14 protein-coding genes are annotated in these 12,203 nt (G+C 46.0%); 12 read left to right on the top strand and 2 right to left on the bottom strand.

Annotation, left to right across the window (positions count from 1 at the left end; genetic code table 11):
- The first annotated feature begins 6 nt into the window (after positions 1-6).
- Together greA and ICN26_RS00290 are read left to right on the top strand one after the other, a co-directional pair.
- Positions 7-483 (top strand): transcription elongation factor GreA, encoded by a 477-nt coding sequence (gene greA / locus ICN26_RS00295; protein WP_216266081.1) that lies wholly within the window; start codon positions 7-9, stop codon positions 481-483.
- 17 nt (positions 484-500) lie between these two features.
- Positions 501-986, top strand: a complete 486-nt coding sequence (locus ICN26_RS00290; protein WP_216266080.1) for a DUF4149 domain-containing protein — start codon at positions 501-503, stop codon at positions 984-986.
- A gap of 86 nt (positions 987-1,072) precedes the next feature.
- Here ICN26_RS00290 and ICN26_RS00285 read toward each other — a convergent pair whose 3' ends face one another.
- Positions 1,073-1,699 carry a YhbY family RNA-binding protein gene (locus ICN26_RS00285; RefSeq protein WP_216266079.1) on the bottom strand — a complete coding sequence of 209 codons (627 nt, stop codon included), beginning with the start codon at positions 1,697-1,699 and terminating at the stop codon, positions 1,073-1,075.
- Entirely contained in the window at positions 1,656-1,844 is a 189-nt protein-coding gene (locus ICN26_RS00280) for a hypothetical protein (protein ID WP_216266078.1), read from the bottom strand. Before ICN26_RS00280 ends, ICN26_RS00285 begins: the two co-directional genes overlap by 44 nt.
- Here ICN26_RS00280 and ICN26_RS00275 point away from each other — a divergent pair.
- From ICN26_RS00275 to phoB, 10 genes are all read left to right on the top strand, one after another.
- A complete protein-coding gene (locus ICN26_RS00275; protein WP_216266077.1) occupies positions 1,838-2,512 on the top strand; it encodes an RlmE family RNA methyltransferase in 675 nt (224 codons plus the stop codon). The genes ICN26_RS00280 and ICN26_RS00275 overlap by 7 nt on opposite strands.
- A gap of 127 nt (positions 2,513-2,639) precedes the next feature.
- On the top strand, positions 2,640-4,517 hold the full coding sequence (ftsH, locus tag ICN26_RS00270; protein WP_216266076.1) for an ATP-dependent zinc metalloprotease FtsH: 1,878 nt from the start codon (positions 2,640-2,642) through the stop codon (positions 4,515-4,517).
- A gap of 4 nt (positions 4,518-4,521) precedes the next feature.
- Positions 4,522-5,394, top strand: coding sequence for a dihydropteroate synthase (folP, locus tag ICN26_RS00265; RefSeq protein ID WP_439650711.1), 873 nt, complete (start codon positions 4,522-4,524; stop codon positions 5,392-5,394).
- 52 nt (positions 5,395-5,446) lie between these two features.
- On the top strand, positions 5,447-6,790 hold the full coding sequence (gene glmM / locus ICN26_RS00260; protein WP_216266075.1) for a phosphoglucosamine mutase: 1,344 nt from the start codon (positions 5,447-5,449) through the stop codon (positions 6,788-6,790).
- A 115-nt stretch (positions 6,791-6,905) separates the two neighbouring features.
- Positions 6,906-7,928, top strand: a complete 1,023-nt coding sequence (gene pstS / locus ICN26_RS00255) for a phosphate ABC transporter substrate-binding protein PstS (RefSeq protein WP_216266074.1) — start codon at positions 6,906-6,908, stop codon at positions 7,926-7,928.
- Between the two features lie 87 nt (positions 7,929-8,015).
- Positions 8,016-9,005 (top strand): phosphate ABC transporter permease subunit PstC, encoded by a 990-nt coding sequence (pstC, locus tag ICN26_RS00250; protein WP_216266073.1) that lies wholly within the window; start codon positions 8,016-8,018, stop codon positions 9,003-9,005.
- Positions 9,002-9,868 carry a phosphate ABC transporter permease PstA gene (gene pstA / locus ICN26_RS00245; RefSeq protein ID WP_216266072.1) on the top strand — a complete coding sequence of 289 codons (867 nt, stop codon included), beginning with the start codon at positions 9,002-9,004 and terminating at the stop codon, positions 9,866-9,868. The genes pstC and pstA overlap by 4 nt, the downstream gene beginning before the upstream one ends.
- A 56-nt stretch (positions 9,869-9,924) precedes the next feature.
- Positions 9,925-10,716, top strand: coding sequence for a phosphate ABC transporter ATP-binding protein PstB (gene pstB, locus ICN26_RS00240; protein ID WP_216266071.1), 792 nt, complete (start codon positions 9,925-9,927; stop codon positions 10,714-10,716).
- A gap of 12 nt (positions 10,717-10,728) precedes the next feature.
- On the top strand, positions 10,729-11,436 hold the full coding sequence (phoU, locus tag ICN26_RS00235) for a phosphate signaling complex protein PhoU (RefSeq protein WP_216266070.1): 708 nt from the start codon (positions 10,729-10,731) through the stop codon (positions 11,434-11,436).
- A 21-nt stretch (positions 11,437-11,457) separates the two neighbouring features.
- Positions 11,458-12,171, top strand: coding sequence for a phosphate regulon transcriptional regulator PhoB (gene phoB / locus ICN26_RS00230; RefSeq protein ID WP_216266069.1), 714 nt, complete (start codon positions 11,458-11,460; stop codon positions 12,169-12,171).
- The last annotated feature ends 32 nt before the right edge of the window (positions 12,172-12,203 follow it).

The raw sequence follows: 12,203 nt of genomic DNA, 5'->3' as shown, positions 1-12,203 counted from the left end.
AGACGCATGAACACAATCCCTATTACTAAGCGTGGCGCAGAGCTTCTTAAAGAAGAGTTGCACCGCCTAAAGCATGTAGAGCGCCCATCCGTGATTAATGCAATCTCTGAGGCCCGTGCTCAAGGCGACCTTTCTGAGAACGCTGAGTACGACGCCGCTAAAGAGAAACAGGGCTTTATTGAAGGTCGTATTCAGGAGCTTGAAGGAAAGTTATCTGCAGCGCAAATCATTGATCCGGCCACTTTGGATGTGAACGGCCGCATCGTATTTGGTGCTACTGTGGATCTTGAGGACTTAGAAGATGGTACCAAGCTCACCTATCAAATTGTGGGTGATGATGAGGCTGATATTGCCCTAAATAAGATCTCTATCAGCTCACCGATTGCACGTGCCTTAATTAGCAAAGAAGAGGGCGATGTAGTTGCAGTTCAAGCTCCTGGCGGTAATCGCGAAGTAGAGATTCTCGCGGTTCGTTACATCTAATAAAAACCAGAACCCAGATGCAGACTCTTGAGGTTCCGAAACATATTGGGGCTCAAAGACTTTTTATTGTGATTGCTGGTTTATGGGTAGGCAGTATCCTCACTGTGGGCTACTTAGTCGCCCCAGCTATCTTCAGTACGATGACTGATCGTCAGGCTGCCGGGATGGTTGCTGGCAGCATCTTTAAATTAGAAGCCTATCTCAGCTTGATTGTGTGCATTGGCCTGATGGTTCTGGCCAATCTCCTGGTTAATCGCGGCCTCAATCAATTCAGGGTCATTCGCTGGCTCTTGTTGGCAATGCTACTTTGTGCAATCGCAGCCAGCTTTATCTTGATCCCCTGGATGAACACTTTGAGAGACGATGCCTTGATTCAAGGTATGCCGGTGATGCTTTCTCCCTCGGCCACTTTGTTCGGAAGACTGCATGGCGTGTCCAGCATTCTGTTTATGCTCCAGAGTCTTTTAGGAATCTTTTTGGTTTGGCGACTGACTAAGAGGTAAGTCAAAGAGAAGATTCAAGAGTAAGCAATAAAAAAACGCCGACTAGCGACGTTTTTTAGCTTCATTACTTTTTAAAGCTTCAAAGATCAAGAGCCCAATGATTTCTTTTTGGTACTACTCATGCGTACCTTGCGCTTTTTAATTGGGGCGGGTGCTGCAGTTGCTTTACGATAGCCGGGTGATGACCAACCAATTTTTGATTCAGCGGCATCAGCACGTAGAACGCGTTTCTTAGGGGCAGCGCTTTTGACCGCAGCCACTCTTTCAAAAGGGGATTTACTAGCTGCTGAGCGTCGATCTGATCTATCAGAAGTGCTAGTGCGAACACCGGCCTTCGCTACTACGCGATTTGGTTGGCGCTTTGTGCGGGGTGCTTGTAATGTCTTTTTAGTTTGTTTGCTAGACCTACTTAAATTCACGAGGGCTGCATCGACAACATCGAGCGGCTTCCAAAGCACCAGTAATTTTCCAATGTGCTGAACGGGTGCAGCGCCCAGTTTGTCGCAGAGCTCTTCATAGATGGCGATGCGTGCCTCACGATCGTCGCCAAAAACACGAACTTTAATCAAGCCGTGATGAGAGATGGCTGATTTAGCCTCTTTAATCACCGCAGGGGTAAGACCGTCGCCACCAATCATGACGACAGGGCTGAGTCCATGAGCGTCGGCTTTAAGAGATTTGCGTTGTGCGGGAGTAATAGTAAGTGCAGTCATGGGCTCGATGATAGAGCATTGGAGCATGCAAAACAGGGCCTTCGGCCTGAATTGCGCCAATATCGAGATGTTTCCAGTCGATTCCTTTTGCCTTGTAGAGCATAAACAAGGAAAATGGATGGCGAAAGTGGGTAAGTTGTGGCAAAGAATAAATTTAATAAAAGTTGGTTGCAGGATCACCTCAATGATCCGTATGTGAAGATGGCCCAAAAAGAGGGTTATCGCGCACGAGCCGTCTATAAGCTAAGCGAAATAGATGAGCAGGACCGACTCATCAAAGCGGGTATGACAATTGTGGATCTGGGGAGCGCTCCTGGAAGCTGGTCTCAGTACGCTCGCAATCGCCTGACTGAGCTCGGTAAAAATAATCCCAGCATTGAATCTGGCAAGCCAGACGGCACCATTATTGCCATCGATATTTTGCCGATGGAGGATATTGCGGACGTTTCCTTTATTCAGGGGGACTTCCGAGAGGATGATGGTTTAAAGGCGCTGGAGGCGCTTTTACCGGCGAATGCGGACGGAAAAGTCGATTTTGTGATGTCCGATATGGCCCCCAATTTATCTGGAGTGGGGGTGGCAGATGCGGCTCGAATGGCTTTTTTGGCTGAAATCGCCTTGGATTTTTCGGTTCAGCACCTCAAGCCTGAAGGAGCCTTATTGATTAAGTGCTTTAACGGTAGCGGCTACAGTCAGATCGTGGAATCCTTTAAAAAGGTCTTTAAAACAGTGGCTTCCAGAAAGCCAAAAGCCTCTAGAGCCAAGTCCTCAGAAATCTTTTTACTCGGTCGAGACCTCAAAGCACCCAAATAACCCCCTAAAAGAAGGGGTTTATAAAATAAATTAGCGCTTCGCTATTGAAAAAGCCTAGTAGTAGAATCAAATACTTAGGTATAGCAATCCGCTTTAACTCCCGGATTAATCCGGCAAAGGTATCCTTTTGAATAGCAATATGTTGCAAAAAATCGGTGTGTGGCTCATTGTGGGTTTGGTCTTGTTTACTGTTTTTAAACAGTTCGACAAGCCTAAAGATCAGAATCAAGTCACGTATTCTCAATTCATGGATGATGCCAAAGCAGGCAAAGTCAAGCGAGTAGATGTGCAAGGTCGCACATTGCAAGTGACTCCAAACGACGGCAACAAATATTCCATCATCTCCCCGGGAGATATTTGGATGGTTGGCGACTTAATGAAGTTTGGTGTCCAGGTGACTGGTAAAGCAGATGATGAACCGAATATGTTGGTTTCTGCTTTGTATTACCTCGGACCCACTTTATTGATTATTGGTTTCTGGTTCTTCATGATGCGTCAGATGCAAGGTGGCGGTAAGGGCGGTGCATTCTCTTTCGGTAAATCCAAAGCGCGTTTGATTGATGAGAACAGCAATACGGTTACTTTTGCTGATGTTGCCGGTTGCGATGAAGCAAAAGAAGAGGTCTTTGAGATTGTAGACTTCCTCAAGGATCCGCAAAAGTTTCAAAAGCTCGGTGGTCGTATTCCGCATGGCATATTACTAGTAGGCCCTCCAGGTACTGGTAAGACTTTGTTGGCGCGTGCGATTGCAGGCGAGGCAAAAGTTCCATTCTTCTCCATCTCTGGATCAGACTTTGTGGAGATGTTTGTTGGTGTTGGTGCCTCACGCGTGCGCGACATGTTTGAGAATGCCAAGAAAAATTCTCCTTGCATCATCTTCATTGATGAGATCGATGCGGTGGGTCGTCACCGTGGTGCTGGTATGGGTGGCGGCAATGATGAGCGCGAACAAACTCTCAACCAAATGCTGGTAGAGATGGACGGTTTTGAAAGCAATAGTGGTGTCATCGTTGTGGCTGCAACTAACCGTTCTGACGTATTAGATAAAGCCTTGTTGCGTCCAGGACGTTTTGATCGACAAGTACACGTTGGCTTGCCAGACATTCGTGGTCGCGAGCAAATTTTGCAAGTACATATGCGCAAGGTTCCAATTGATCCAGATGTGGATGCCGCCGTATTGGCACGTGGTACACCTGGTTTCTCGGGCGCAGATTTAGCAAACTTGGTTAATGAGTCCGCATTGTTTGCAGCACGTCGCAATAAGCGTGCCGTCGATATGAAAGACTTTGAAGATGCAAAAGACAAGATCTATATGGGTCCTGAGCGCAAGTCTGCAGTGATGCGTGAAGAAGAGCGTCGTAATACGGCGTATCACGAGTCTGGTCATGCCGTAGTTGCCAAGGTATTGCCTAAAGCAGATCCAGTGCATAAGGTCACCATCATGCCGCGCGGTATGGCCTTGGGAGTGACATGGCAGCTGCCTGAGTTTGATCGTGTGAACTTGTACAAAGATCGCATGTTGGAAGAGTTGGCTATTTTGTTTGGCGGCCGCGCTGCTGAAGAAGTGTTCCTTCACTCGATGAGTACGGGGGCTTCAAATGACTTTGAGCGTGCTACCAAAATGGCGCGTGATATGGTCACCCGTTATGGCATGAGTGATAGCTTAGGTACGATGGTTTACGTTGATACCGAGTCTGAAAGTATTTTTGGGCGTAATAGCTCAAAGACAGTTTCAGAGTTAACTCAGCAAAAGGTGGATGCAGAGATTCGTGCATTGGTTGATAGTCAGTACGCATTAGCAAGATCGATCCTAGAGCAAAACCGTGACAAGGTTGAAGCCATGGTGACTGCTTTGCTTGAATGGGAAACCATTGATGCTGAGCAGATTACCGACATCATGGAAGGCCGTCCACCGCGTGCCCCTAAGCCACCACCAGCAACCCAGTTTGGTAACTCTGCTGGTACGCCGGGTCCTGCTGCCGGGGCTGCCCCAGCAACTGCTTAGCAAGGTGAGTAAGCAAACTCTGCCCGCAACATGGCGTTGCGGGCGTTTTCTTTTTGACTTTAGCAAACGTCAGCGCCCACTAGTGATGGGTATTCTGAATGCCACGCCAGATTCCTTTTCGGATGGTGGCAAGTTCAGAACCCCAAGCGATGCCATTACTCAAGCAGAACGCATGATTGCTAATGGTGCAGACATCATTGATATCGGCGGTGAATCGACTCGCCCTGGTGCTCAGCCTGTCTCCCTGCAAGAAGAGTTAGATCGCGTCTTGCCAGTGATTGAGGCTCTAAAAGATTGTGGTGTCGCACTATCAATTGATACCTATAAAGCCGAGACTATGCGTCAGGCACTCAATGCTGGAATTGATTGCGTCAATGACATCTGGGCTTTACGACAAGAGGGTGCAGTAGAAGTCATCATCGAGAGTGATCAGCGCAATCCAAACAAGCTGTGCGGCCTTGTTCTAATGCATATGCAGCGTGATCCACAGACTATGCAATTTGACCCTGAGTATCAGGACGTCATTGCTGAAGTAAAGACATTTTTGCAAGAGCGTGCAGCATTACTAGAGAGCAAAGGCGTCTCCAAAAATAGAATTGCCATTGATCCCGGTTTTGGTTTTGGTAAAAGTCTGGAGCACAACCTCAGGATGCTGGCCTATTTTGATCAATTCTCGCAATTGGCTTATCCGGTATTGGCAGGGATGTCTCGTAAATCCATGCTGGGCAAATTAACGGGTCGCGATACCAATGATCGTGTAGCGCCCAGTGTGGCAGCCGCCATTTTGGCTGCTGATCGGGGGGCTCGTATCATCCGCGTCCATGATGTTCAGGAGACAGTCGACTCTTTAAAGCTGTGGGAAGCCATTCAAGGCTAATCACAGGATAAACCTTGCTAGATAAAAGGTCACAAGTTTTATAATCAAGCCCATGAAAAAACAATACTTTGGTACTGATGGTATCCGCGGTGAAGTAGGGCAATTTCCGATTGTTCCGGAGTTCATCACGCGTCTTGGCTATGCTGCAGGCAAGGTCCTGAGTAGCCAAGCAAAGCCTGGTGAGCGCTGCAAGATTTTGATTGGTAAAGATACGCGTGTTTCAGGTTACTTATTAGAGGCTGCTCTAGAGGCAGGCTTTGCTGCCGCAGGTGTCGATGTCATGTTGTGTGGCCCTATGCCAACTCCTGGGGTTGCCTACCTTACTAAAGCATTGCGCTTATCTGCAGGTGTAGTGATCTCTGCTTCACACAATCCATATCAAGATAATGGTATTAAATTCTTCTCCGCCGAAGGCGGTAAGTTAAATGATGAATTCGAATTGGCTATTGAAGCTGAGCTCGCTAAACCGATGGGTTGTGTCAGTTCAAAAGAATTAGGCAAAGCATTTCGTATTGATGATGCTGCCGGTCGTTATATTGAGTTCTGTAAATCTACTTTTCCTGGAGAACTTAATCTCAAGGGCATGAAGTTGGTTGTAGATTGTGCTCATGGCGCTGCGTACCATACTGCTCCTCATGTGTTTCATGAGTTGGGTGCAGAAGTCATCTCTATTGGTGTTCAGCCCGATGGCCGCAACATTAACGATGGCTTTGGCGCTACAGCCCCTGCGGCATTAATTGCTAAGGTTAAAGAAACCAAAGCTGATCTCGGTATTGCTTTGGATGGTGATGCCGATCGTTTGCAAATGGTCGATGCCTCTGGCCGATTGTTTAATGGCGACGAGCTTCTCTATGTCCTGGCAAAAGATCGCATGGACAGGGGTCAATCAATCGGTGGTGTAGTGGGCACCTTGATGACGAACCTTGCCATAGAAAATGCAATTAAGGGTTTGGGAATCGGATTTGAGCGCGCTAATGTAGGCGACCGTTATGTCTTGGAGTTACTCAAGCAAAAAGGCTGGATTATTGGTGGTGAAGGCTCAGGCCATCTGCTTTGCTTGGATCAACACTCAACCGGTGATGGCACAATTGCCGCATTGCAGGTGTTAGCAGCGATGAGTCAGACCAAGAAGGGCTTGGCCCAACTCCTAGACTCCGTAAAAATCTTCCCTCAGGTGTTACTCAATATCAAGTTTAAAGCCGGATATGACTGGAAGCTGGATGACAAGCTCAAATCGAAGATTAGCCAGGTAGAAAACGTTCTCAAAGGAACGGGCAGGGTACTGATTCGGGCTTCTGGTACAGAACCCGTTCTGCGAGTGATGGTTGAGGCTCAAGATGCTGACCTCGCCATGAGCTTAGCTAAGAGCATTGCCGATCTAGTGTCAATCACCTAAATCACTGATTTTATTGGATTATTTTCAACTTCTATTAGTGTCATAAAAGGGTCATACTCAAAACGTATCGTTCAGCTATCGCAATGTTGCGTAATTTATCTGAGGAACGATTCACATGAACTCATTTTTGAAAAAAGCGTTGGTCATTAGCGCGATTTCATTTGCTCCAGTTGCTTTTGCAGCCGATATGACCGGTGCTGGCGCAACATTCCCATACCCAATCTACGCTAAATGGGCCGAAGCCTATAAAGCAAAAACTGGTTCTAACCTGAACTACCAATCTATTGGTTCTTCAGGTGGCATCAAGCAAATCAAAGCAAAAACGGTTGATTTTGGCGCAACCGACAATCCAGTGAAGTTCGAAGATTTAGAAAAAGATGGCATGGTTCAGTTTCCAGCCATTATTGGTGGCGTAGTGCCAGTAATGAACGTGGATGGTGTTAAGCCAGGCGAACTCAAATTAGATGGCCCAACATTAGCTGATATTTTCCAAGGCGTGATTTCTGATTGGGGTGACAAGCGTATTGCTTTGATGAACCCTGGTGTCAAGATCCCTTCTGGTCCAATTACCGTTGTACACCGTGCTGACGGTTCAGGTACTACTGCCATCTTTACAGACTACTTAGCCAAAACTAGTACCCTCTGGAAGGATGCAGTTGGTGCAGGCGCTGCCGTTAAATGGCCAGCAGCTTCATCTGTTGGCGGTAAAGGTAACGAAGGTGTTGCCGCAAACGTTTCGCGCGTAAAGAACTCAGTAGGCTATGTTGAGTACGCTTATGCTAAGAAAAACAAAATGACTCACATCGCTTTGAAAAACAAAGATGGTAATTATGTGCAGCCTGATGATGTGACTTTTGCTGCTGCTGCTGCTGGAACTGATTGGGCAAAGATCCCAGGTATGGGTACATTCATTACCAATGCTGCTGGTGCTAAGTCTTGGCCAATTACTGGCGCATCTTTCATCCTCTTGTACAAGAATCCAGACAACAAGGCGAATGCTGCTGAAGTAATTAAGTTCTTTGACTTTGGATTTAAAGATGGCAAGAAAATGGCTGAAGAGCTGGACTACGTTCCAATGCCTGACGTTACAACCGATTTCATCCGTAAGAATGTATTTTCAAAGGTTGTTACTAAGTAAGGTTCAGTGATTAAGATTTTTTAATCATTAATGAATAACAGCTCCACCAAAAGTGGGGCTGTTTCAATATTTAAATAAGTGTAATTTATGATTGAATCGACCCAGTCTCACGCAGCACCGACACCTCAGGCGCTCAGTATCGCTAAGTTGCAGCGTATTCAGGACTTCCTCTTTCATGGAGTCACTCAATTTTTTGCCTTATCAGTGCTGATTGCTCTGATTGGTATCATCATTTCACTCATCATTAATGCTTGGCCGGCTCTGGATAAATTTGGAATTGGGTTTTTCTTCACCAAAGAGTGGGACATTGTTAACGGCGAGTTTGGTGGCTTAATCGCGATCTATGGCACCGTTGTTACTTCTCTGATTGCATTATTGATAGCTGTACCACTGAGTTTTGGTATCGCAGTATTTTTAACTGAATTATGCCCAGGACCACTTCGTAGGCCTTTGGGTACTGCAGTTGAATTACTTGCTGCAGTTCCATCAATCATTTACGGTATGTTCGGCTTATTTATATTTGCACCACTATTCGCCGAGTATATTCAGCCAGCTTTGGCTGGTACTCTCGGGCAGATTCCTGGTCTGGGGATTTTGTTTTCAGGTGCTTTTAATGGCATTGGTATTTTGTGCGCCGGTTTAATCTTGGCGATGATGATTTTGCCGTTTATCGCCTCAGTGATGCGCGATGTTTTTGAGATTGTTCCTCCAGTGTTAAAAGAGTCTGCTTATGGCATTGGCTGCACTACTTGGGAAGTGGTTAAAAATGTCGTTCTCCCTTATACCAAAGCAGGTGTCATCGGTGGGATCATGCTGGGTTTAGGTAGGGCACTCGGTGAGACTATGGCTGTAACCTTTGTGATTGGTAATGCCCATCGTTTATCTGCGTCACTATTTGCCCCAGGTAATTCCATTGCGTCTACATTGGCAAACGAGTTCGGTGAGGCTGAGCTTGGGCCCCATTACTCTTCTTTATTTGCGTTGGGACTGGCGCTATTTATGATCACATTCATTGTGTTAGCCATTGCTAAATGGATGCTTATGAACATGGAGAAAAAACAGGGATTGAAAACATGAACGGCCTCTCAAATATAAATCCTGCGATTTTTGCTAAGCGTAAGCGTGCAAATAAAATTGGCCTAGTACTTTCTACTGCTGCCATGGTTTTGGGAATGGCATTTCTTTTATGGATTTTGAGCATCCTTTTTATTAAGGGATTTTCCTCAATTAATCTTGATGTGTTTACGCACAGTACTCCTGCGCCTGGATCTGAGGGCGGCGGTTTGGCTAACGCAATCCTTGGAAGTTTAATGATCGTGGCTAGTTGTACTTTAATCAGTACGCCTATTGGGGTGCTTGCTGGCTTGTATCTTTCTGAGTATGGCGATAGAAGTAAGATCGCTTCCATCACTCGATTTGTTACAGATATTATGCTTTCAGCACCGTCGATTGTGATCGGCTTATTTGTCTACGCCATTGTGGTTGCACAAGTAAAGCATTTTTCAGGCTGGGCAGGCACTATTGCATTGGCACTGATTGCTATTCCAGTGGTGGTACGAACTACTGAAAATATGTTGCGCTTGGTTCCTGGAAGTCTACGTGAGGCTGCATATGCCTTGGGTACACCAAAATGGAAGGTAGCTTTCATGATTACCTTGCGGGCTGCTCAAAGCGGGGTTATTACCGGGATTTTGTTGGCTCTTGCTCGTGTGAGCGGGGAAACTGCACCTTTACTTTTTACCGCCCTAAACAACCAATTCTTCTCTACTAATATGAATGCGCCAATGGCAAATTTACCGGTAGTCATTTTCCAATTTGCAATGAGCCCATACGACAACTGGGTTGATCTTGCCTGGGCAGCGGCTCTATTGATTACTTTTGCCGTGTTGGGATTAAATATTCTGGCGCGAGTAGTATTCCGTGAAAAAGTGCAAAGTTAATGGCCAATATGAAAACAATGTTTGACTTAAATACAATCGATAGTCAAGGAAACAGAATGAACGACAATACAAATATGCCTACTGATAAAGTAGCTAAAAATGCGCTAGAAGTTCGTGACCTGAATTTCTTCTACGGCTCCTTTCAGGGTTTGAAGGATATTAATTTGGATATTGAAGAAGGCAAAGTTACCGCCTTCATTGGTCCTTCAGGTTGCGGCAAATCTACTTTGCTCCGAACCTTAAACCGTATGTATGACCTCTATCCTGGGCAACGTGCCGAAGGCCAGATTAACTTCTACGGTCAGAATACTTTAGAGCCTGGACAGGATCTTAATTTACTCCGCTCAAGAATTGGCATGGTTTTTCAGAAGCCAACTCCGTTCCCAATGTCAATTTATGAAAATATTGCGTTCGGTGTGCGTCTTTATGAGAAGCTTTCTCGCTCTGAAATGGATGAGCGTGTAGAGTGGGCCTTGAATAAGGCTGCATTGTGGAATGAAGCCAAAGATAAATTAAATCAAAGCGGCTTGTCCTTGTCTGGCGGTCAGCAGCAGCGTTTATGTATTGCTCGCGGGGTAGCAGTTAAGCCATCCGTGATTTTGCTAGATGAGCCAACTTCTGCTTTGGATCCAATCTCTACAGGTAAGATTGAAGAGCTCATTAATGAACTGAAGCATGAGTACACTATTGCGATTGTTACTCATAATATGCAGCAAGCCGCTCGCGTATCGGATTACACTGCGTATATGTACCTAGGAAGCTTAATCGAGTTCGGTAAGACTGATGAAATCTTCATCAAGCCTAAGCGTAAAGAAACAGAAGACTACATTACCGGCCGCTTCGGTTAATTGGAGATATAAATGCCAGATAAACACCTATCATCACAATTTGATGCAGATTTAAACTCACTCTCTAGCCGTTTGCTAGAAATGGGCGGGCTCGTTGAGTCCCAGATTTCAACGGCAATGCGTGCTTTCACGCAAATGGATATTGATACTTGTAATGTTGTCATCCAGAACGAAAAGCTCGTAAATGATCTGGAGATCCAGATTGACTTAGCCTGTACTGAATTAATTGCTCGTCGTCAGCCTACTGCGCGAGACCTACGCTTAGTGATGGCAGTTTCTAAAGCGATCACCAATTTAGAGCGTGCCGGTGATGAAGCTGAACGCGTTGCTAAGAGAACCAAGCGCTTAATTGAAGCTGGAGCTACTCACAATATTAATGTTGCTGAAATTCGTTTATCCGGACAGATGGCAATCTCTCTCTTGCGCCGTAGCTTGGATGCTTTTGCAAGGTTGGATACGGTTGCTGCTGCAGAAGTAGTTCAGGAAGATCGCCAAATTGATGAAGAGTTTAGAGGCTTTGTTCGTAAGCTGATTTCATACATGATGGAAGATCCCCATACGATTTCAACAGGTCTAGATATGCTGACTATTGCTAAGGCGATTGAGCGTATTGGTGATCATGCAAAGAATATTGCTGAATTCGTTATTTATATCGCCAAAGGCTCTGATGTGCGTCACATCCCACATGAGGATTTGGTCCGTGAGGCAAATAAACCGTAACTCATCAAAGCGGAATCCCACATGACTCACCGAATATTGGTTGTAGAGGATGAGCCTTCGATTGCTGAGCTGATTGCAATCAACCTGACTCATGCAGGCTACGAAGTTGAAAGGGCGCTCCAGACTGATCTTGCTATGAATATGATGCGAGATCAGTTGCCTTCTCTTTTAATCTTGGACTGGATGCTCCCTGGTAAATCAGGCGTTCAATTTGCTAAAGAGTTGAGATCCCATGAGCGTACCCGCTCTTTACCCATTTTGATGCTGACAGCCAAGAGTGATGAGTCGGATAAGGTCTTAGGACTAGATTCTGGTGCCGATGACTATGTTACTAAGCCATTCTCACCTAAAGAGTTGGTTGCGCGGGTCAAGGCGCTCCTGCGTCGCCAAACCCCAGTAGAGGACTCTGGACCCTTGGCTGTGGGCCCATTAAGAATGGATCCACTCTCCCATCGTGTGACAGCTCTTTGGCCTAATATGGAGCCTCAGTCGATTCCTTTAGGGCCTACCGAATATCGCTTATTGCAGTTTTTGATGGCTAACCCTGAACGGGTGCATTCTCGGACAAATTTGCTCGATAAGGTCTGGGGAAATGAGGTCTATATCGAGGAGCGAACAGTGGACGTTCATATTAAGAGGTTAAGGGCAGCTCTATCTCCTACGGACTGTGATCGCTATATAGAGACGGTTCGTGGAAGCGGTTATCGAATTACCAAGATGCCCACCCAGACCTAATTAGAATCAAGCTCTAAACTAGAGTTTTGGAT

Origin of the sequence: Polynucleobacter hallstattensis (genome assembly GCF_018881835.1) — a bacterium.
Classification (GTDB): Bacteria; Pseudomonadota; Gammaproteobacteria; order Burkholderiales; family Burkholderiaceae; genus Polynucleobacter; species Polynucleobacter hallstattensis.
This window is presented reverse-complemented; position numbering and strand designations above follow the sequence as displayed.